Origin of the sequence: Kitasatospora sp. NPDC127121 (genome assembly GCF_042677305.1) — a bacterium.
Taxonomy (GTDB): Bacteria; Actinomycetota; Actinomycetes; order Streptomycetales; family Streptomycetaceae; genus Kitasatospora.
In genome coordinates this window covers 17,781-37,999 of record NZ_JBHXTQ010000087.1, presented here as the reverse complement: position 1 = coordinate 37,999, position 20,219 = coordinate 17,781, and the positions used below count along the sequence as shown (strand labels likewise).

The following is a 20,219-nucleotide window of genomic DNA, read 5'->3' as shown; positions in this document are numbered from 1 at the left end:
CAGGCCTGGCGGCTTCCCACCCGAGTCATCGATAAGGGGCCACCGTTGGACCGGTGAGCAACCATGCGAAGGGGCCCGCACGTTCGGGGTGAACGGGCGGGCCCCTGGCGTTCGGCGGTCAGCCCACCGAGGAGTAGGCGATGATGCCGCGGCGCAGGCCGTCGACGGCCTTGCGGGCCGTCCGCCGCAGTTCGGCGTCCTCGCCGGCCGCGTCCTGGATCTGGCCGAGGACGTCGATCAGTTGCTTGGTCCAGCGGACGAAGTCGCCGGCCGGCATGTCGGCGTCGCGCAGCACCTGGTCCAGGCTGTGGCCGAGGGCCCAGCGGTGGGCGGCCCAGGCGAAGCCGAGGTCGGGCTCGCGCTGGCCGACGCCCTCGGCGGTGTTGATCCGGTGCTGCTCCTCCAGGGCGTCCAGGTGGCCCCAGATCCGGACCATCTGGCCGAGCGCCTCCTTGGCCCCGCCCTCCGGCACCCGGGGGGCGGTGGCGTCGTCGGACTGGCGCGCCTCGTAGACCAGCGCCGAGGCGCAGGCGGCGAGTTCGGCGGCGTCCAGGCCGCTCCAGACGCCTTCGCGGATGCACTCGGAGGCGAGCAGGTCGAGTTCGCCGTAGAGTCGGCCGAGGCGCTTGCCGTCGTCGGTGACGGTGTCGCCGCTCAGGTAGCCGAGGTCGGTGAGCAGCCCGCAGACGCGGTCGAAGGTGCGGGCGATGGTGTGGGTGCGGGAGCGCATCCGGCGTTCCAGCGCCTCGGTGTCGCGGTGCAGGCGGTGGTAGCGCTCGGCCCAGCGGGCGTGGTCCTCGCGCTCGTCGCAGCCGTGGCAGGGGTGCTGGCGCAGTTCGGTGCGCAGCCGGGTGATCTCCTGGTCGTCGGCGGCGGCCGCGCGGCCCCGGCGGAACCGCTCGGGTTCGAGGTGGCCGGCCTTGGTGCGCAGCGCGGAGGCGAGGTCCCGGCGGGACTGCGGGCTGCGCGGGTTGAAGGACTTGGGGATGCGCACCCGCTCGACGGCGGCGACCGGGTACGGGAAGTCGATCATGGCGAGCCGCTTGACCTGCCGCTCGGCGGTGAGCACCACCGGGCGGGGCCCGTCCTGGAAGTCGGGGTGGCGGCCGACCCGGCCGTTGCGGCTGACCGGCGGCAGGCCCGGGTCGAGGACCAGGGCGAGGCCGGCGAACTTGCCGGTGGGGACGTGGATGACGTCGCCCGGCTTGAGCTGCTCGATCGACTCGACGGCGGCCGCGCGACGCTGGCCGCTGCCCTCGCGGGCGAGTTCGTTCTCCCGGTCCTTGAGCCGGCGGCGCAGGTCCATGTACGCGTCGAAGTCGCCGAGGTGGCAGGTCATCGACTCGCGGTAGCCCTCCAGCCCCTCTTCGTTGCGCTGGACCTGGCGGGCGATGCCGACCACCGAGCGGTCGGCCTGGAACTGGGCGAAGGAGGTTTCCAGCAGTTCGCGCGAGCGGTGCCGGCCGAACTGGGAGACCAGGTTGACGGCCATGTTGTAGGACGGCCGGAACGAGGACTTGAGCGGGTAGGTGCGGGTGCCGGCCAGGCCGGCCAGCGCCTCCGGGTCGAGGCCGCGCTGCCAGAGCACCACGGCGTGGCCCTCGACGTCGATGCCTCGGCGCCCGGCCCGGCCGGTGAGCTGGGTGTACTCGCCGGGGGTGATGTCGGCGTGGGTCTCGCCGTTCCACTTGACCAGCTTCTCCATGACCACCGAGCGGGCGGGCATGTTGATGCCGAGCGCCAGGGTCTCGGTCGCGAAGACGGCCTTGACCAGGCCCTTCACGAACAGCTCCTCGACCACCTCCTTGAACCGCGGCAGCATCCCGGCGTGGTGTGCGGCGATGCCGCGCTCCAGCCCGTCCAGCCACTCGAAGTAGCCGAGGACGTGCAGGTCCTCGTCGGGGATGTCGGCGCAGCGCTCCTCGACGAAGGCCCGGACGACGGCGCGGTCGGCGTCCTTGTTGAGCCGCAGGCCGGAGCTGAGGCACTGCTGGACGGCGGCCTCGCAGCCGGCCCGGCTGAAGATGAAGGTGATCGCGGGCAGCAGACCCTCGGCGTCGAGCCGGTCGATGACGTCCACCCGACCCGGCGTCCAGACCCGGCCGGGGCGCCCGTTGGGCATGCTGCGGCCCCGGCCGCGGCCGAACCGGTCGCGCGGGTTGCGGTCCAGCTCGGAGCGGGCGAGCCGGACCAACTCGGGGTTGACGGCCTTGCCCGGGTTGCGCGGGCCGTCCTTGGGGCGGCCGTCCCGGTCGGGGTTGGCGAACAGGTCGTACATCCGGTTGCCGGCCATCACGTGCTGCCACAGCGGCACGGGCCTGGTCTCGGAGACGATCACCCGGGTGCCGCCGCGCACGGTGTCCAGCCAGTCGCCGAACTCCTCGGCGTTGGAGACGGTCGCGGAGAGCGAGACGAGGGTGACCGACTCGGGGAGGTGGATGATGACCTCCTCCCAGACGGCGCCGCGGAAGCGGTCGGCGAGGTAGTGCACCTCGTCCATGACGACGTAGCCGAGGCCGTCGAGGGTGCTGGAGCCCGCGTAGAGCATGTTGCGCAGCACCTCGGTGGTCATGACCACCACGGGGGCGTCGCCGTTGACGGTGTTGTCGCCGGTGAGCAGGCCGACCTTGGCGGCGCCGTAGCGCTTGACCAGGTCGCCGTACTTCTGGTTGGACAGCGCCTTGATGGGCGTGGTGTAGAAGCACTTGCGGCCGCCCAGGAGGGCCAGGTGCACGGCGAACTCGCCGACGATGGTCTTGCCCGAGCCGGTGGGCGCGGCGACCAGGACGCCCGAGCCGGCCTCCAGCGCCTCGCAGGCCTCCAGCTGGAAGTCGTCCAGCGGGAAGTCGTACAGCTGCTGGAAGCCGTGGAGCGCGGTCGCCTGCTCCTTGGCCCGGCGGCGGCTGGCCGCGTACGCCTCGGCGGGGCTGAGCTCCTGGTCGTCGTGGGGCTGGGGCTCAGGGGTGTTCATCGCCGTCCGGGTGTGGTTGGTGTGATCTCGCATCTCAGCGAGAGGTTACCCGGCGGCACTGACATCGATAGCACCGTTTTTCCGTGCGACTTTCCGTACGGCTTCCGTAGGGCTTCCGTACGGCTTTCCCCGCGGCTTCCCTGCGTCGGGATCGGCCGCAGGATCGGCCACTGGATCATTCCGGGATCGCTTCCCTCTCACATCCATAGTTGCAAACATCTTCAAGTGATCAGAGTCCGACCAGCTTCGGACGTCTCCGGTCATCCCCGGTGGACGGCCGCCGGTCTCCCTACCGTCGTTGCCACGGCGGAGCCACCGCCACCAACTCACGGGAGGACACCGACGATGGCGAACCTGGAGACGTCCCTCAAAGAGGCCATGGGGATCGACGGCGCGATCGGCGTCGCCCTGGTCGACTACGGCAGCGGCATGGCGCTCGGCAGCCTCGGCGACGGCGGCGAACTGGACCTCAACGTCGCCGCCGCCGGGAACACCGACGTGGTCCGCGCCAAGATGCGGGCGATGGAGATGCTCAACCTGCACGACAACGAGATCGAGGACATCCTGATCAGCCTCACCAACCAGTACCACCTGGTCCGACCGATCACCACGCCCACCGGGCGCGGCCTCTTCCTCTTCCTGGCGCTCAACCGCGGCCGCTCCAACCTCGCGATGGCCCGCCACCAGCTCAAGCGGATCGAACTCTCGCTGGAGATCTGAGCGGACCGACCCCAGGGAAGGGGGGACTCGTGGCGGTAGCGCTCTACCAGGCCAAGGCCGAGTTCTTCCGGATGCTCGGCCATCCCGTCCGGATCCGGGTGCTGGAACTGCTCCAGGCCGGACCGACGCCCGTCCGCGGGCTGCTCGCCGAGCTGGAGGTCGAACCCTCCAGCCTCTCCCAGCAGCTCGCGGTGCTGCGCCGGTCCGGCATCGTCACCGCCACCCGGGAGGGCAGCACGGTGGTGTACGCGCTGGCCGGCGGCGACGTCGCCGACCTGCTGCGAGCGGCCCGGCGGATCCTCACCGGGCTGCTCGCCGACCAGAACCTGCTGCTCGCCGAGCTGCGGGCCAGCTCCGAGCGGGCCAGCTCCGAGCGAGCCAGCCCAGAGTAGCCACGTGCGAGCCGGCCCGGAATAACCGCGCGCGCAGGCCGGCCCCCGCGCGCCGGTCAGCCCTTCAGCAGGTCGGCCAGCCCGTCCGCCAGCCGCTCGTACTCCCGCGGCCGGTTGTACAGCTGCGCGCTGACCCGCAGCACCCCGCCGCCGGCCCACGGGCGGATCGCGATCCGGGTGCCGAGCCGCTGCCAGACCTCGTCCCGCAGCGGTTTCACGTCCTGCTCCGCCTCGACGCACCCGGCCGGCAGCCGGACGGAGCGCATCCAGACCCCCGGCGTCGCGGGCAGCGGCGACAGGCCGGCCCGCTCGGCGAGCACCCGCTGGCCGTACCCGGCGAGTGCGGCGTTGTGCGCGGCCACCGCCTCGGGGCCGAGCTCGCGCAGCAGCTCGAACCCGGCCGGGGCGGCGAGCCAGCCCGTGTAGTCGCAGGTGCCGCGCCATTCGACGTTCCACGGGAAGCCCCGGTCGTGCTCCCAGGAGAAGGTCAGCGGGCGCACCCGGTCCACCCACTCCGGGCGGACGGCGAGCACGCCGGTGCCGCGCGGGGCGAAGGCCCACTTGTGCAGGTTGCCGAACCAGAAGTCGGCGTTCGGGTCGACCGGGGCGGGCAGCATGCCGGGGGCGTGGGCGCCGTCCACGACGGTGGTCACGCCGCGTTCGCGCAGGTCGGCGAGCAGGCCCGGGCCGGCGATCAGGCGGGCGGTGGGCGAGGTGATCTGGTCCAGCACCGCGACGGTGACGCGCTCGTCGACGGCGGCGAGCACCGCCTCCCGGACGGCCTGCTCGTCGGGGGTGTCCAGCGGCAGTTCGACCTCGACCACCTCGGCGCCGGTCTCGGCGGCCCGGCGCTCGGCGGCCCGGGTGACCACGCCGTAACCGTGGTCGGTGACCAGGATCCGGTCGCCGGGCGCGAACGGGATGGTGTCCAGGGCGATCGCGACCGCCTCGGTGACGTTGGAGACCAGGGCGAGCCGGTCCGGGTCGACGGCCAGGTCGGCGGCGATCCTGGTCCGCGCCGCGCCGACCCGGGCCGGCAGGTCGGCGAAGAAGCCGTCCGGGTCCAGCTCGTGTTCGGCGCGCAGCCGCTGCTGCGCCCGCTGCACGGGGACGGGCACCGCGCCGAACGAACCGTGGTTCAGGTGCGCCGCGTCCGGTGAGACGCCGAACAGTCCGTCGGCCGCGGGCAGCGGGGCCGGGGGTTCGACGGTCCACAGGTCCTCGATCACGGCATCCTCCCCATTGTGGTGTGTGACATTTCACATGACAGGGTACTGGTCGGGTGGCGCGCTCCGATACGACGATCGGGCCGTGACCATCACCGACCCCTTCCTGTCGCTCAGCGCCCGCACCGGCCGGTTCACCTTCGGTGCGCCGCGCGCGTTCACCCTCGCCGAGGACGGTACCCGGCTGCTGCTGCTCCGCTCGACCGGTTCCGAGGATCCGGTCGACCGCCTGTACCTGCTCGACGCCGCCACCGGCGAGGAACGACTGGTCGCCGACCCGGCGGTCCTCGCCCCCGGACGCACCGGCCGCCGCGACGACCTGCCCGCCGTCGAACGACGGCTGCGCGAACGCACCCGCCTGGTCGCCGCCGGCATCGGCACGTACGCGGCCACCGCCGACCTCGCGACCGCCGTCCTCGTCCTCGACGGCCGGCTGTTCCGGATCGACACCGCCACCGGCGCCGGCACCGAACTGCCCGTCGCCGGGCCCGCGTTCGACCCCCGGCCGGACGCCGGCGGCGAACGCGTCGCCTACGTCGCCGACGACGCCCTGTACGTCACCCCCGACCTCGAACCGCTCTCCCCCGCCGACGGCGCCCGCTGGGGCGTCGCCGAGTTCGCCGCCGCCGAGGAGCTCGGCCGCTCCCGCGGCCACTGGTGGCGCCCCGACGGCGGCGCGCTGCTGGCCGCCCGGGTGGACGAATCCGCCCTCCCCCGGCGCTACTTCGCCGACCCCGCCCACCCCGGCGAGCCCGCCGAGGACTTCGCCTACCCGCAGGCCGGCGGCCCCAACGCGGACGTCCAGCTCTGGGTCCTCGGCCTCGACCGCAGCCGGGTACGGCTCCGCTGGGACGCCGCCGCGTTCCCGTACCTCTGCGCCGCCACCTGGGCCTCCGACCAGGAACTGCTGCTCACCGTCGCCGACCGGCTCCAGCAGCACGTCCTGCTGCTGACCGCCGACCCGGCCACCGGCGAGACCCGCGAACTCTCCCGCACCACCGACGAGTTCTGGGTCGACGACCTGCCCGGCACCCCCGCCCGGCTGGCCGACGGCCGGCTGCTCACCGCCCACGACACCCCGCAGGCCCGCGGCCTCGCCCTGGACGGCAAGCCGCTGGACACCACCGGGCTCCAGATCCGCCGGGTGGTCGGGCACCTGGATGGCCGGCTGCTCTGCGAGACCGGCCAGGGCGACCCGGCCGACCAGTACGTCCACCTGGTCGACCCGGACGGCGGCGCACCCGAACCCGTCACCACCGGCCCCGGCGTGCACTCCGCACTCGCCGCCGGCCGCACCCTGCTGCTCACCACCGCCGACGCCGACGGCATCCGGCGCCGACTGCTGCGCGACGGCTCGCTCGACGCCTCACCCGACGGCCCCGCGCTGCCACTCACCGACCTGAGCGCCACCCTCCCCTACCGGGTGCGGCCACGGCTCGCCCGGGTCACCGAACTCGGCCTGCCCACCGCCGTGGTGTACCCGCGCAACCACGTCCCCGGCCGCCGGCTGCCGGTGCTGCTGGACGTCTACGGCGGGCCCGGCTTCCAGGCCGTGGCGGCCGAGCCGCGCCGCTGGCAGCTCCGCCAGTGGTGGGCCGACCAGGGCTTCGCCGTCGTCACCACCGACAACCGCGGCACCCCGTTCGTCTCGCCGGAGTTCACCCGGGCGATCTTCCGCCGCTTCTCCCAGGTGGCACTGGACGACCAGGTGAACGCCCTGCAGGCGCTCGCAGGGCAGCACCACGACCTCGACCTCGGCCGGGTCGGCGTGCGCGGCTGGTCGTACGGCGGGTACTTCGCGGCGCTCGCCGTGCTGCGCCGCCCGGACGTCTTCCACGCCGCCTGCGCGGGCGCCCCGCCCACCGACTTCCGGCACTACGACACCGCGTACACCGAGCGCTACCTCGCGCTGCCGCAGGACAACCCGGAGGGCTACGCCGACGACTGCCTGGTCACCGACGCGCCCGGGCTGACCCGGCCGCTGCTGCTGATCCACGGGCTGGCCGACGACAACGTCCACCCCTCGCACACCCTGCTGCTCTCCGAGGCGCTCACCAAGGCCGGCCGGCCGCACAGCGTGCTGCCGCTGCCGGGCGTCACCCACATGACCCCGGGCGGGGTGAACGAGCAGGTCACCCAGGCCGAACTCGCCTTCCTGCGGGCGTCCTTGGGCTGAGCCGCCGGATTCGCGGGCAGGGGCGTCGCACCGGTGGTGCGGCGCCCTTCGCCTTGCCTCCACCTCTTCCACGTGACCCGTGACATGTGAAATATTACCTGCGCTTCACCAGACGATTACTCCCACCCCGAGACCCCATCCCCCCGAAAGGACCGGTCAGTTGCGCAGACTGTCCGCCGCTCTCGCGGCCGCGCTCACCACGAGCGCGATAGCCGCCACCCTGCTGGGCACCCCCGCCCAGGCCGCCGCCCCCGCCCCCGCCCCCGCCCCGATCGCCGCCGCCCCGGCGGAGCAGGGCGCCGAAGCCCCGCCCGCACCGCTCGCCCCCCAGGAGCGCGAGCGCCAGGCGCTCCGCACCAAGGCCCTGGAACAACTCAACCAGGGCTCCGTCGCCAAGACTGCCGGCAAGCGGGCCCCCGCCAAGGTGAAGGTCGGCAACGACTACGTCCAACTGGCGCACCAGCGCACGGACAAGGTCTTCGTGATCCTCGCCCAGTTCGGCGACGAGGTCGACAACACCACCCAGTACAACGGCCAGCCCCGCTACGGCGGCACCCCCGGCCCGCGCCACGACCAGATCCCCAAGCCGGGCAAGGGCGACAACCACACGCTGTGGGAGCCGGACTTCAGCCGCGACTACTACCAGAAGATGTTCTTCGACGACACGCCCGGCACCGTGTCCATGCGCAACTACTACCGCACCCAGTCCTCCGGCCGCTACGACGTCCAGGGCACCGTCAGCGACTGGGTCACCGTCCCGTACAACGAGGCCCGCTACGGCAGCAACAAGGGCCCGCAGGGCTCCGGCGCCTGGACCCAGGGGCAGGAGTTCATCCGGGACGCCGTCAAGGCCTGGTACGACGGCGAGATCGCCAAGGGCCGCAGTGTGGCCGACATCAAGGCGCAGCTCGCCCAGTACGACGTCTACGACCGCTACGACCACACCAAGACCGGCGAGTTCAACCAGCCCGACGACTACCTCGACAACGTCATCGTGGTGCACGCCGGCGTCGACGAGACCTGGGGCGGCGGCGCCCAGGGGGCCGACGCGCTGTGGGCGCACCGCAGTTGGACCTTCCCCGACGCGACCGGCCGGACCGGCCCGGAGGGCAACAAGATCGGCGGCGCGCCGGTCGGCGACACCGGCCTCTACGTCTACGACTACGTCCAGGCCGGCGAGAACAGCGGCGTCGGCCTGTTCGCCCACGAGTACGGCCACAACCTCGGCCTGCCCGACCTGTACAGCACCAGCGGCGGCGACAACAGCGTCAACTTCTGGTCGCTGATGTCCTCCGGCTCCTACCTGGGCAAGGGGCCGAACACCACCGGCGGCTACCCGGGCGACCTCGACGCCTGGAGCAAGCTCCAGTTCGGCTGGCTCGACTACGACGAGGCGCAGGCCGCCACCCGGTCCAGCCACGCCCTCGGGGTGAGCGGCTACAACACCGACCAGGCCCAGGCGCTGCTCGTCCACCTGCCGGACAGCACCACCAGCACCGACCTCGCCGACCCGTACGAGGGCGCCAGGCAGTGGTGGAGCGACACCGGCGACAACCTAGACAACTCGCTCAGCCGGGACGTCGACCTGCGCACCGCCACCGGCCCGGCCGCCCTGGACGCCGCCGCCTGGTACGACACCGAGCAGGACTACGACTTCCTCACCGTCGAGGCCTCCACCGACCAGGGCAAGCACTGGACGGCCCTGGGCGGCACCGTCGACGGCGCGCCGATCGGCAACACCAGCGCAAACACCCCCGGTCTCAGCGGCAGTTCGGGCACCTACCGGAAGCTGCACCTCCCGCTGGACGGCTACCTCGGCCAGCAGGTCCGGCTGCGCTTCCACGCCACCTCGGACGGCAACACCCACGGCCGGGGCGTGCTCGTCGACGCCGTGAAGATCACCGCCGGCGGCACCGAGCTCTTCGCCGACGGCGCCGAGAACGGCGCCAACGGCTGGACCGCCACCGGCTTCACCGTCATCACCGGCCGCACCGCCGTCAAGCAGCACCCGCGCGCCTACCTCGCCGAGAACCGCCGCTACACCGGCTACGGCGCGTTCCTGAAGACCGGCCCGTACAACTTCGGGTACAGCGGCGTCGCGGGCAAGGCCGACATCGTCGACACCTACCCGTACCAGGAGGGCGTCCTGCTCTGGCTGTGGGACACCGCGTACGGCGACAACAACACCAAGGACCACCCCGGCGGCGGGCTGATCCTGCCGATCGACGCCCACCCGGCGGCGGTCCGCTTCGCCGACGGCACCCTGGTCAACGGACGGGCGCAGACCTACGACGCGCCGTTCTCGCTCAAGCCGACCACGGCGTTCACGCTGCACAAGGGCGGCGTCGCGGTGCGGATCCCGTCCGAGCCGGCCGTCCCGGTCTTCAACGACCACACCGGCACGTACACCGACCCGGCCCTCCCGCAGCTCGCGGTGAAGGTGCCGGACACCAACACCAGGATCGAGGTCGTCCGGGAGTCCCAGGGCGGGCGGATCACCACCGTCCGGGTCGGCCCGGCCTCGTAGGAACCCCCAGCGAAGGCCCCGGGCCCCCCGACGAAAAGGGGCCCGGGGCCGGCTCATGGGCCTCACCGCGCCCGGAGGGCGGTTCACGCCGACCTCCGACGAGGCCGTTCGGCACCGACTCCAGGGGGTAACTGTCCTGCTCGGCAGGGGTGGTACCGCTCCGCGCAGCGAATGATCCGACCACGTCCGGTACGCTTGATCTTCAACAGGACTTGAAGTCAAGGAGTCAAGGAGTCAAGGAGTCCAGGAGTCGAGGAGCAGGCATGGACACCGCACCGGTCGACCTGCTGAGCGTCGGCGAGGTGGCCCGGCGGGCCGGGATCGCCACCTCGGCGGTGCGCTTCTACGAGGACCAGGGGCTGATCTCCTCCGAGCGGTCGCCGGGCAACCAGCGCCGCTACCGGCGGCACGTGCTGCGCCGGATCTCGCTCATCCTGGTCGCCAAACGGCTCGGCATCCCGCTCTCCGAGGTGGCCGAGGTGTTCACCGGGCTCCCCGAGGACCGGATGCCGGGCAAGCACGACTGGGACCGCATCTCGCGGCGCTGGGCCGAACAACTGCGTGCCCGGCGGGCCGAGTTGGAGCGGCTGGAGGAGGAGCTGACCGGCTGCATCGGCTGCGGCTGCGTGTCGCTGCGCCGCTGCCGGGTGCTCAACCCCGGGGACGAACTGGCCGCCGAGGGGCCCGGCCCGCGCCGGCTGCTGCCGGGCACGGCGGGCGAGGCGGGCGGGCCGTCCGGATCGTGAAAACGGCCGGGCCATGAAAACGGCCGGGCCCTGAGAACGACCGAACCGTGAACACGGTCGGACCATGAGAACGGCCTGACCGTGAACACGGTGGAACCCGGTCGGACGCGGCCCTCGTGAGGTTCCCCGCCGCGCCCGACCGGGCGTCTGCGGCGAGGGATCGCGTCCCTCGCCCGTTGGGTGCCGTACCGCCCGGCGTGGGGGCAACTGGGCGGTACGGCGGCTCTGGTCAGCCAGCCTCAGCCGGCTCATGAAGGCCCGCGAAGGCCCGCGGGAATCAGGCCTCCGGGAAGTGGCAGGCCGCCTCCCGGCCGCCTGGCCCGGCGATCCGCAGCAGCGGACGGTCCGTGCGGCAGATCTCCTGCGCCTTGGGGCAGCGCGGGTGGAAGGAACAGCCGGACGGCGGGTTCGCCGGGCTCGGCGGGTCGCCGAGCAGCACGATCCGCTCCCGCGCGCGTTCAGCCGCCGGGTCGGGCAGCGGAACGGCGGACAGCAGCGCCCTGGTGTACGGGTGCGCCGGGCTGCCGTACACCTCGGCCTTGTCGCCGATCTCGACGATCCGCCCGAGGTACATCACCGCCACCCGGTCGCAGACCCGCTTGACCACCGAGAGGTCGTGCGCGATGAACACGTACGCCAGGCCGAGCTCCTGCTGGAGCCGCTCCATCAGGTTGACCACCTGGGCCTGGATGGAGACGTCGAGCGCGGAGACCGGCTCGTCGGCGATGACCAGCTTCGGCGAGGTGGCGAGCGAGCGGGCGATGCCGATGCGCTGCGCCTGGCCGCCGGAGAACTCGTGCGGGTAGCGGTCGATCTGCTCGGGGATCAGCCCGACCAGTTCCATCAGCTCGCCGGCCCGCCGGCGCGCGTCGGCCGCGCCGAACCCCTGGAGCAGCAGCGGCTCGGAGATGATCCGGGCCACCGTCTGCCGGGGGTTGAGCGAGGAGTACGGGTCCTGGAAGACCATCTGCAGGTGCCGCCGGTGCGGTCGCAGCCGGGCCTGGGAGAGCCCGCCGATCTCGGTGCCGTCGAAGGTGACGGTGCCGGAGGTCGGGTCGAGCAGGCGGACGATCATCCGCCCGGTGGTGGACTTGCCGCAGCCGGACTCGCCGACCAGGCCGAGCGTCTCGCCCTTGCCGACGTCGAAGCTGACGCCGTCGACGGCGCGGACCGGGGCGCCGGGGCGGCCGGTGCGCCCTCGTCGACCGGGGAAGGTCTTCACCAAGTCCCTCACGGACAGCAGGGTTTCGGTCATGTCCGGGCTCCTTCCGGCACCAGCGGCAGGTGGCAGGCGGCCTGGTGGCCGGGGGCGAGCGGGCCGAGCTCGGGTCGTTCGGCCAGGCAGCGGGCGTGTTCCTCGGCGGTGGCGGCGTCGGTGCGGGCGCAGCGCGGGGCGAAGGAGCAGCCGGGGGCGGGGGCGATCAGCGACGGCGGGCTGCCGGGGATGGCCCGCAGCGGGGCGTCGTCGGTGTCGTCCAGGCGCGGCAGCGAGTCCAGCAGGCCGCGGGTGTACGGGTGCCCGGGGGTGGCGAACAGCCGGTCCACCGAGGCCTGTTCGGCGGCCCGGCCGCCGTACATGACCAGCACCTCGTGGGCGACCCGGGCGACCACGCCGAGGTCGTGGGTGATCATGACGACGCCGAGGCCGCGCTCCTGCTGGATGCGGGCGATCAGGTCGAGGATCTGCGCCTGGACGGTGACGTCGAGGGCCGTGGTGGGTTCGTCGGCGATCAGCAGTTCGGGCTCGCAGGCGAGGGCCATGGCGATCATGACGCGCTGGCGCATGCCGCCGGAGAACTGGTGCGGGTACTCGTCGACCCGCCGGGCCGGCTCCGGGATGCCGACCTCGGCCAGCATTTCGAGCGCCCGCGCGCGGCCCGCCCTGCGGTTGGCCTTGAAGTGCACCCGGTAGTGCTCGGCGATCTGCTCGCCGACGGTGTAGAAGGGGTGCAGGCTGGACAGCGGGTCCTGGAAGATCATCGCGATCCGGCGGCCCCGGACGGCGCCCAACGCCCGTTCACCGAGCCCGTTGAGCTCCATCCCGTCGAGCCGGATCGAGCCGGTGACGGCGGCGCCGCGGTGCAGGCCCATGACGGCGAGCGAGGTGACGGACTTGCCGCTGCCGGACTCGCCGACCAGGCCGAGGGTCCGCCCGGCCTCGACGGCGAAGGAGATGCCGTCCACCGCCCGGACGACGCCCCGGGGCGTGTCGAAGGAGACCCTGAGGTCGTCGACCTCCAACAGAGTCATCAGTACCTCACTCTCGGGTCGACGTACGCGTAGAGCAGGTCGACCAGCAGGTTCGCGGCGACGATGAAGGAGGCCGCGAGCAGGGTGACGCCGAGGATGACGGGCTGGTCGGAGCGGACCAGCGCGTCGTAGAACAGCCGCCCGACGCCGGGCAGGCCGAAGATGGACTCGGTGATGACGGCGCCGGCCAGCAGGCCGCCGAGGTCCATGCCGAAGATGGTGAGGATCGGCGTCATCCCGGAGCGCAGCCCGTGCTTGACGGCGACGGTGGCGGGCGGCAGGCCCTTGGCCCGGGCGGTGCGGATGTACGGCTCGGCCATCGCCTCGATCATCGAGTTGCGGCTCTGCCGGGCGTACATGGCCGCGTACAGCAGGGCCAGGGCGATCCACGGCAGCAGCAGGTTGGAGGCCCAGGCGAACGGATCGTCGGTGAACGCGTGGTACGCCGGGTACGGCAGCAGGCCGGCCGTCCGGACGACGCCCCAGATCAGCATGATCGAGGTGAAGTAGACCGGCAGCGACGCGGCGCCGACCGACGCCACCATCAGCGTCCGGTCGGTGAGCCCGCCCTTGCGCAGCGCCGAGGTGACGCCGGCGCCCAGGCCGAGGACCAGCCAGAGCACGGCCGCGCCGATGGCGAGCGAGACGGAGACCGGCAGGCGGTCGGTGAGCAGGTCCCAGACCGGCAGCGAGTACTCGTAGGAGTAGCCGAGGCAGGGGAAGCCGCAGTGGGTGGCGCTGGCGCCGCTGCCGTAGTCGCGCCCGGCGAAGATGCCGGTGAGGTAGGTGGCGAACTGCTCCCAGACCGGCTTGTCCAGGCCCATCGCCGCCTTGACCTCGGCGACCCGGTCGGGGCTGCAGGTCTTGCCGCAGGCGGCCACCGCCGGGTCGGAGGGCAGCAGGTAGAAGATGGTGAAGGTGATCGCGCAGACGGCCAGCAGGATGCCGGCCGCGGCGAGCAGTCGGCGCCCGAGGTAGAGGATCACGGCCGGCCTCCTCGGGGGTCGGGGGAGAGGATCACGACCGGCCTCCTCGGGGGTCGAGGATGTCGCGCAGCGCGTCGCCGAGCAGGGTGAAGGCGAGCACGGCGAGGAACAGGAAGACCGTCGGGATCAGGAAGTACGTCGGGTCGGTCTCGTAGTGGACGATGCTCTCGGCGATCATCTGACCCCAGGACGGGGTCGGCGGGCGCACGCCCACGCCGAGGTAGCTGAGCGCGGCCTCGGTGGCGATCATGCCGGGGACGAGCAGCGTGGTGTAGGCGATGATCGGCCCGGAGACGTTCGGCAGGATCTCCCGGGTGAGGATCCGCCAGGAGCGGGCGCCGCCGACCTTGGCCGCGTCGACGTACTCGCGGTGCTTGAGCGAGAGGGTCTGGCCGCGGACCACGCGGGCGATGCCGGGCCAGCCGAACAGGCCGATCACCAGGGTCATCAGCAGGATCCGGTTGACGTCCTTGGCCACCGACATCATCGAGATCATGAAGATCAGGGACGGGAAGGACATGGTGAGGTCCATCAGCCGGGAGAGCACGGCGTCGGTGCGGCCGCCGAAGTAACCGGCGGCGATGCCGGTCAGGGTGCCGGCGACCACGACCAGCACGGTGGCGGTGAACGCGATCAGCAGCGAGGTCTGGCCGCCGTGCAGGACCCGGGCGAACAGGTCGCGCCCGGTCGCGGGTTCGACGCCCAGCCAGTGCCGGGTGCCGATCCCGCCGAAGTCGCCGATCGGCAGGCCGCCGAGGTAGGGGTCGATCGCGCGTTTGTCGAACTCGTCGGGGGTCCAGCCGCCGAGCGCGCTCAGCGGTCCGGCCAGGGCGGTCAGCAGGACCAGGAGGGCGACCGTGACCAGGCCGAAGCGGGCCGAGCCCCTGGCCCACAGCTGGTCCCAGACCAGCCGCCACGGCCCGCGGCCGGCGGCCTTCGCGGGGCCCGCCGCCGCGACCGGCGCGGCGGCGGGCTCAGTGCGTGTGCTCATCGCGGACGGCCCCTCAGCCCTTGCTCTTCGAGGGGTCCTTGAGGCCGATGGTGGCGAAGTCCCACTGGCCGGTCCAGACCGGGTGGCCGAAGGCGCCGGCCACGTTGGTGCCGGCCAGCAGCGGGCGGCGCAGCCAGAGCAGCGGCACGGTGGGCGCCTTCTTCAGCAGGTCGTCGCTGAGCTGCATCCAGGCCTTGTTGGCCTCGGCGACGTCGCTCATCGCGTTGATCTGGTCGATCCGGTCCGAGGTGGCCTGGTCGCGGAACTGCTCGACGTTGCCCTGGTTGCCCTTCTCCTTGATGGTGCGGCCGTCGAAGACCTGGGGCAGGAAGGTGGCACCCGACGGGTAGTCCGGGCACCAGCCGAGGATGGCGAGGTCGGGCGCGTTCTTGGTGTCGCCGATGGTGTCGTAGTAGACCGACGGGTCGGCGGTGGTGATGGTGACCTGGATGCCGACCTTGGCCAGCGACTGCTGGAGCGCCTCGGCCCGGGTCTTGTCACCGGAGGAGACGGTCAGCGAGACCTTGAGGTCGGTCTTGCCGGCGTCCTTGAGCAGTTGCTTGGCCTTCTCCGGGTCGCCGGTCGGGGCGATCTTCAGGGTGTCCTGCTTGGTGCCGCCGGTCAGCGCGGGCGGCAGGTAGGAGGTGGCCACGTCGGCCGTCGCCGGGCCGCCGAACGCCGTGACCTGGGCGTCCCGGTCCACCGCGTACATCAGGGCCTCGCGCACCTTGGGGTCGTCGAACGGCGCCTTGGAGGTGTTGGGGTAGAGCATGTCGGTGCAGCCCTGCTGCTCGGCGATCAGCCGGCTTTTCACGTCCGGCTTCGGCAGCACCTTGGAGATGGACTCCGGGCGCAGCGTCGCCCACTCGATCGTGGAGGCGTCCTCGCCCTCGCTCGCGATGATCCGGTCGTCGATCTGACCGGCCTTGAGCCCCTCGACGACGACGATCTTGTCCGGGTAGGCCTTGCGGACGGGGTCGGTGGACTGGTCCCAGTTGGTGTTGCGGACCAGCGTCAGCTGCTTGCCGCGGTCGTAGGTCTCGATCTTGTACGGGCCGGAGGAGAACGGGCGCAGGTCGTACTGGGTGCCCTTGTCCTGGGCTTGCGGCACCGGGGCGAAGGTCGGCAGCGTCGCGGTGGAGGAGAACTCGGCGACCGGGCGCTTCAGGTGGAAGACGACGGTCTTCTCGTCCGGGGTCTCGATGCTGGCCAGGTGCTCGCCGTTCAGCGGGCCCTTGTAGTTCTCGCCGCCGGCCAGGTACTGCTGGGCGTAGTCGGGGCCGCCGGTGAGGTCCGGGGCGAAGGAGCGCTCGACGTTGTACTTGACGTCGGCGGACTTGATCGGCGTCCCGTCCTCGTACTTGACGCCGTCCTTGAGGGTGAAGGTCCAGGTCTTCCCGCCGTCGGAGGAGCGGCCGAGGTCGGTGGCGAGGTCGGGGACGAGCTCGCTGCCGGCGGCGCCCGGCTCGGCCTTGAAGGTGACCAGGGTGCGGTAGAGCAGCCGGATGCCGAAGTCCATGTTCGGCATGGTCCAGTTGCGGGCCGGGTCGAGGTGGGCGAAGTCCTGGTTGGACAGGACGGTGAGGGTGCCGCCCTTGACCGGGGTGCCACCGACGATCGAACCGGACGCCGCCCCCGGGCCCTTGGTGCTGCCCGCCGCCGCGTCGGCGCCGCTGTCGCTCTTGTCGTTCTTGCAGGCCCCGAGGCCGAGGGTGAGGGTCGCCGCGAGGGCCGCCGCGAGGGCGGCGTGGGTGCGCCTGGTCATGTGCAACTCCGCTGTGGGGGGCCTGCCGTGAAGCCCGTGGTCCGCCCCGGGAGGTGATCCGGGACCCGACCGGGAGGCGACCTTCGAGGTCTGGCCGCTCCGCGGTGTGACCCGTAACATAGTAATGTGAAATTGCACTGCACAAGAGGTGACGCCTCCCGTTACCGAGCTGTGTCCGGGCCACACCACCCCCGCCCCTCCTAGGAGTTCACCGGTGACCCACCGCCAGACCGGCCTCAACACCGGGAGCCACGACCTCCCCGTCTCCCCCGCCCTCGACGCCTTCATGGGCACCCGCTGGGCCGCCACCCCCCTCCCCGCCGACCAGCGCGCCCCCGGCCACGACCGCCTCCCCGGCCGCCACGCCCGCCTCTCCGCCGCCTTCCCCGGCGAACGGCTGATCGTCCCCGCCGGCCGGCTCAAGGTCCGCTGCAACGACCTCGACCACCGCTTCCGCCCGCACAGCGCCTACGCCTGGCTCACCGGCCTCACCGGCGAGGACCAGGCCGACCACGTCCTCGTCCTCGAACCGACCGGCCCCCACGGCCACGAGCCGGTCCTGTACCTGCGCCCCCGCTCCCCCCGCGGGGGGCACGCCAACGGCGCCGAGTTCTACCGCGACCGCCGCTACGGCGAGTTCTGGGTCGGCCGCCGCCCCGACCTCGCCGAAGCCGCCGCGCTCACCGGACTGCGCACCGAACACCTCGACGACCTCGACAAACTCCTCACCGGCCCCCAGCCGCCCACCCGCGTCCTCGCCGGCACCGACCCCCTCGTCGACGAAAGCACCGGACGCCCCGGCGCCCACACCGCACGGGACGGCGAACTCGACGCCGTCCTCGCCGAGTTGCGCCTGGTCAAGGACACCTGGGAGATCGACCAGCTACAACTCGCCGTCGACCACACCGTCACCGGCTTCCAGGACGTCGTCCGCGCCCTGCCCACCGCCCTGCGCCACCCCCGCGGCGAACGCTGGATCGAGGGCGTCTTCGACCTGCGCGCCCGCGCCGAAGGCAACGGCACCAGCTACACCACCATCGCCGCCTCCGGCGCCCACGCCTGCGTCCTGCACTGGATCCGCAACGACGGCGCCCTCGACCCGAACTCCCTGCTCCTGCTGGACGCCGGCGTCGAAACCGACACCCTCTACGCCGCCGACATCACCCGTACCCTCCCGCTCAGCGGCACCTTCACCCCCATCCAACGGCAGGCCTACGACCTCGTCCTCGCCGCCCAGAGCGCCGGCATCGCCGCGCTACGACCCGGCGCCCGCTTCCGCGACTTCCACAACGCCGCCATGCGGGTCATCGCCGAAGGCCTCGCCGACTGGGGCGTCCTGCGCATCCCCGCCGAACAGTCCCTCGCCGAGGACAACGGCCTCCACCGCCGCTACACCCTCTGCGGCAGCGGCCACATGCTCGGCCTCGACTACCACGACTGCGCCAGGGCCCGCGCCGACCGCTACCTCGACGGCACCCTGGAAGCCGGCATGGTCCTCACCGTCGAACCCGGCCTCTACCTCCAGCCCGACGACGAAACCCTCCCCCTCGAACTCCGCGGCCTCGGCATCCGCATCGAGGACGACCTCGTCATCACCCCCGACGGCGCCCACCTCATGTCCCACGCCCTCCCCCGCACCGCCCCCGCCATCGAATCCTGGATGGCCGACCTGCTCGGCTGAGCCCGGGGAGCGGCCGCTCACACCGCCCGCGCGGACCGCCACAGCTCCGCGATCAGGTCCGCCGCCGGGCCCGTGCGGGTCTTCCGGTGGGCGGTGCCGGCCCAGAGGTGCATGGACTGGAGGTCGGCGCGGCGGGTCGCGGCGGCGCGCAGCGGCTGGGTGAGGTGGTGCACCTCGGGGTAGGCGGGCGGGGCGTACGGGCCGTGGCGGTCGATGAAGGCGTTGCGCAGACCGCGGGCCGGGCGGCCGGTGAAGGCCCGGGTGACGGCCGTCTCCGGGAGTTCGGTGAGCGCCGCCCGGTGCGCGGCCGAGGTCCCGGACTCGTCGGCGCGCAGCAGGGCCGTCCCCAGCTGCACCGCCGCCGCCCCGGCCCCCAGCGCCGCCGCCACCGCCGGTCCGTCGCCCAGCCCGCCGGCCGCGATCAGCGGCAGCGCCGTCACCGCCCGGACGGCGGGCAGCAGCTCCAGCAGCGGGACGTCGCCGGGCTCGTCCCCGATCCGGTGGGTGGCGCGGTGCCCGCCGGCCTCCGGGCCCTGCACGCACAGCGCGTCCATCCCGACCGCCTCCGCCGCCCGCGCCTCCGCGGGCGTGGTGACGGTGCCGACCTGGAACGACCCGGCCGCGCGGACCGCCGCCGCCTCCTGCGGCGTCGGCAGGCCGAAGGTGTACGAGACCACCGGGACCGGGTCCGCCAGCAGCACGGCGAGCTTGGCCTCCCAGTCGTCCCGGTCCGGCGCGATCTCCTCGGGCAGCGCCACGCCCCACCGCTCGGCCTCGGGCCGCAGCCGCTCCCGGTAGGCGGCGACGGCCGCCGGATCGCCGGGCGAGGCCGGGACGAACAGGTTCACGCCGAACGGCCCACCGGTCAACTCCCTGACCAGCGCGACCTGTTCGGCCACCGCGGCGGCGCTCCGGTACCCGGCGGCGAGGAACCCCAGCCCGCCGGCCCGGTTCACCGCCGCCACCAGCTCCGGGGTGGACGCCCCGCCCGCCATCGGCGCGCCGATCACCGGCACGGAAAGTTCATCGAGACGGACGGCCATCGGGGTCCTCCACTCCGGGATACGGTTCGAACCCGGCCCACCCTACGCTCAGCGGATCAGCCCCCGCCCGCGCGCCGCCCGCACCGCCGCCGTCCGCGAGTCCACCGCCAACTTGGTGTAGACGTGCACCAGATGGGACTTCACCGTGGCCTGGCTCAGGTGCAGCCGCTGGCTGATCTGCTGGTTGGTCAGCCCGTCCGCGACCAGCCCCAGCACCTCGGTCTCCCGCGCGCTGAGCGCCGCCGACGGCGTCCGCATCCGTTCCAGCAGCCGGTCGGCGACGCTCGGTGCCAGCGCCGAGCGGCCCGCGGCGGCCGCCCGGACGGCCTGGGCCAGTTCCTCCGGCGGGGCGTCCTTGAGCAGGTAGCCGGTGGCGCCGGCCTCCAGCGCGGGCAGGGTGTCGGCGTCGGTTTCGTAGGTGGTGACGACGAGGACCCGGGGCGCGCCCGGCCGGGCGGTGATCGCGGCGGTCGCCTGGGCGCCGTTCATGGCCGAGCCGGGCCCGAACTGGAGGTCCATCAGCACCACGTCGACCCCGCCCGCCGCGGCCAGTTCGACGGCCCGTTCGGCGGTCGCGGCCTCGGCGACGATGGTGAAGTCCGGCTCGCCCTCCAGGACGGCCCGCAGCCCGGCCCGCACCACCGGGTGGTCGTCCGCCAGCAGCAGCCGGATCACCGTGCCGCTCCCGCGCCCGCCGTCACTGCGCTCGTTCACGGTCCGCTCTCCCTCGTTCCGCCCGTTCACG

15 protein-coding genes are annotated in these 20,219 nt (G+C 72.9%); 6 read left to right on the top strand and 9 right to left on the bottom strand.

What is annotated here, in order from left to right:
• Nucleotides 1–118 precede the first annotated feature (118 nt).
• Entirely contained in the window at nucleotides 119–2,971 is a 2,853-nt protein-coding gene (locus tag ACFVHI_RS31400) for an RNA helicase (RefSeq protein ID WP_063346881.1), read from the bottom strand.
• Nucleotides 2,972–3,316: 345 nt separating this feature from the next.
• Here ACFVHI_RS31400 and ACFVHI_RS31395 point away from each other — a divergent pair, with 345 nt between their 5' ends.
• Both ACFVHI_RS31395 and ACFVHI_RS31390 read left to right on the top strand, forming a co-directional pair.
• On the top strand, nucleotides 3,317–3,691 hold the full coding sequence (locus tag ACFVHI_RS31395; protein WP_063346882.1) for a hypothetical protein: 375 nt from the start codon (nucleotides 3,317–3,319) through the stop codon (nucleotides 3,689–3,691).
• 29 nt (nucleotides 3,692–3,720) lie between these two features.
• Nucleotides 3,721–4,083: an ArsR/SmtB family transcription factor gene (locus ACFVHI_RS31390; RefSeq protein WP_380345065.1), complete on the top strand. Its 363-nt coding sequence runs from the start codon at nucleotides 3,721–3,723 to the stop codon at nucleotides 4,081–4,083.
• Nucleotides 4,084–4,139: 56 nt separating this feature from the next.
• Here ACFVHI_RS31390 and ACFVHI_RS31385 read toward each other — a convergent pair whose 3' ends face one another.
• On the bottom strand, nucleotides 4,140–5,312 hold the full coding sequence (locus ACFVHI_RS31385) for an aminotransferase class V-fold PLP-dependent enzyme (protein ID WP_380345063.1): 1,173 nt from the start codon (nucleotides 5,310–5,312) through the stop codon (nucleotides 4,140–4,142).
• Nucleotides 5,313–5,394: 82 nt separating this feature from the next.
• Between ACFVHI_RS31385 and ACFVHI_RS31380 the strand changes: the two genes are divergently transcribed.
• The 3 genes from ACFVHI_RS31380 (at nucleotide 5,395) to soxR (ending at nucleotide 10,758) form a co-directional block, all read left to right on the top strand.
• The gene (locus tag ACFVHI_RS31380; RefSeq protein WP_208869054.1) at nucleotides 5,395–7,485 is read left to right on the top strand and encodes a prolyl oligopeptidase family serine peptidase; all 2,091 of its coding nucleotides are present in this window, start codon (nucleotides 5,395–5,397) and stop codon (nucleotides 7,483–7,485) included.
• A gap of 160 nt (nucleotides 7,486–7,645) precedes the next feature.
• A complete protein-coding gene (locus ACFVHI_RS31375; RefSeq protein WP_380345061.1) occupies nucleotides 7,646–10,012 on the top strand; it encodes an immune inhibitor A domain-containing protein in 2,367 nt (788 codons plus the stop codon).
• Nucleotides 10,013–10,275: 263 nt separating this feature from the next.
• Nucleotides 10,276–10,758 carry a redox-sensitive transcriptional activator SoxR gene (soxR, locus tag ACFVHI_RS31370; RefSeq protein ID WP_350877957.1) on the top strand — a complete coding sequence of 161 codons (483 nt, stop codon included), beginning with the start codon at nucleotides 10,276–10,278 and terminating at the stop codon, nucleotides 10,756–10,758.
• Nucleotides 10,759–11,035: 277 nt separating this feature from the next.
• Here soxR and ACFVHI_RS31365 read toward each other — a convergent pair whose 3' ends face one another.
• Genes ACFVHI_RS31365 through ACFVHI_RS31345 form a run of 5 tightly spaced genes read right to left on the bottom strand, consistent with a single transcriptional unit; the run spans nucleotide 11,036 to nucleotide 16,750 of the window.
• Complete coding sequence (locus ACFVHI_RS31365; RefSeq protein ID WP_380345059.1) at nucleotides 11,036–12,013, bottom strand: ABC transporter ATP-binding protein; 978 nt, start codon at nucleotides 12,011–12,013, stop codon at nucleotides 11,036–11,038.
• On the bottom strand, nucleotides 12,010–13,008 hold the full coding sequence (locus ACFVHI_RS31360) for an ABC transporter ATP-binding protein (RefSeq protein ID WP_380345057.1): 999 nt from the start codon (nucleotides 13,006–13,008) through the stop codon (nucleotides 12,010–12,012). Before ACFVHI_RS31360 ends, ACFVHI_RS31365 begins: the two co-directional genes overlap by 4 nt.
• Complete coding sequence (locus tag ACFVHI_RS31355; RefSeq protein WP_380345055.1) at nucleotides 13,008–13,994, bottom strand: ABC transporter permease; 987 nt, start codon at nucleotides 13,992–13,994, stop codon at nucleotides 13,008–13,010. The genes ACFVHI_RS31360 and ACFVHI_RS31355 overlap by 1 nt, the downstream gene beginning before the upstream one ends.
• A gap of 31 nt (nucleotides 13,995–14,025) precedes the next feature.
• A complete protein-coding gene (locus ACFVHI_RS31350) occupies nucleotides 14,026–14,985 on the bottom strand; it encodes an ABC transporter permease (RefSeq protein ID WP_063346889.1) in 960 nt (319 codons plus the stop codon).
• A 13-nt stretch (nucleotides 14,986–14,998) separates the two neighbouring features.
• On the bottom strand, nucleotides 14,999–16,750 hold the full coding sequence (locus tag ACFVHI_RS31345) for an ABC transporter substrate-binding protein (RefSeq protein ID WP_380345053.1): 1,752 nt from the start codon (nucleotides 16,748–16,750) through the stop codon (nucleotides 14,999–15,001).
• Nucleotides 16,751–16,964: 214 nt separating this feature from the next.
• Between ACFVHI_RS31345 and ACFVHI_RS31340 the strand changes: the two genes are divergently transcribed.
• The gene (locus tag ACFVHI_RS31340; RefSeq protein WP_380345051.1) at nucleotides 16,965–18,431 is read left to right on the top strand and encodes an aminopeptidase P family protein; all 1,467 of its coding nucleotides are present in this window, start codon (nucleotides 16,965–16,967) and stop codon (nucleotides 18,429–18,431) included.
• A 17-nt stretch (nucleotides 18,432–18,448) separates the two neighbouring features.
• Here ACFVHI_RS31340 and ACFVHI_RS31335 read toward each other — a convergent pair whose 3' ends face one another.
• Together ACFVHI_RS31335 and ACFVHI_RS31330 are read right to left on the bottom strand one after the other, a co-directional pair.
• Nucleotides 18,449–19,474 (bottom strand): nitronate monooxygenase, encoded by a 1,026-nt coding sequence (locus ACFVHI_RS31335; protein ID WP_380345049.1) that lies wholly within the window; start codon nucleotides 19,472–19,474, stop codon nucleotides 18,449–18,451.
• A gap of 48 nt (nucleotides 19,475–19,522) precedes the next feature.
• Nucleotides 19,523–20,188, bottom strand: coding sequence for a response regulator (locus tag ACFVHI_RS31330; RefSeq protein ID WP_380345047.1), 666 nt, complete (start codon nucleotides 20,186–20,188; stop codon nucleotides 19,523–19,525).
• Nucleotides 20,189–20,219 lie beyond the last annotated feature (31 nt).

Excerpts from the sequence above, each read along its gene's own strand:
- soxR (WP_350877957.1), top strand. The coding sequence starts at position 10,276 with ATGGACACCGCACCGGTCGACCTGCTGAGCGTCGGCGAGGTGGCCCGG.
- ACFVHI_RS31365 (WP_380345059.1), bottom strand. The coding sequence starts at position 12,013 with ATGACCGAAACCCTGCTGTCCGTGAGGGACTTGGTGAAGACCTTCCCC.
- ACFVHI_RS31350 (WP_063346889.1), bottom strand. The coding sequence starts at position 14,985 with ATGAGCACACGCACTGAGCCCGCCGCCGCGCCGGTCGCGGCGGCGGGC.
- ACFVHI_RS31335 (WP_380345049.1), bottom strand. The coding sequence starts at position 19,474 with ATGGCCGTCCGTCTCGATGAACTTTCCGTGCCGGTGATCGGCGCGCCG.
- ACFVHI_RS31395 (WP_063346882.1), top strand. The coding sequence starts at position 3,317 with ATGGCGAACCTGGAGACGTCCCTCAAAGAGGCCATGGGGATCGACGGC.
- ACFVHI_RS31345 (WP_380345053.1), bottom strand. The coding sequence starts at position 16,750 with ATGACCAGGCGCACCCACGCCGCCCTCGCGGCGGCCCTCGCGGCGACC.
- ACFVHI_RS31400 (WP_063346881.1), bottom strand. The coding sequence starts at position 2,971 with ATGAACACCCCTGAGCCCCAGCCCCACGACGACCAGGAGCTCAGCCCC.
- ACFVHI_RS31360 (WP_380345057.1), bottom strand. The coding sequence starts at position 13,008 with ATGACTCTGTTGGAGGTCGACGACCTCAGGGTCTCCTTCGACACGCCC.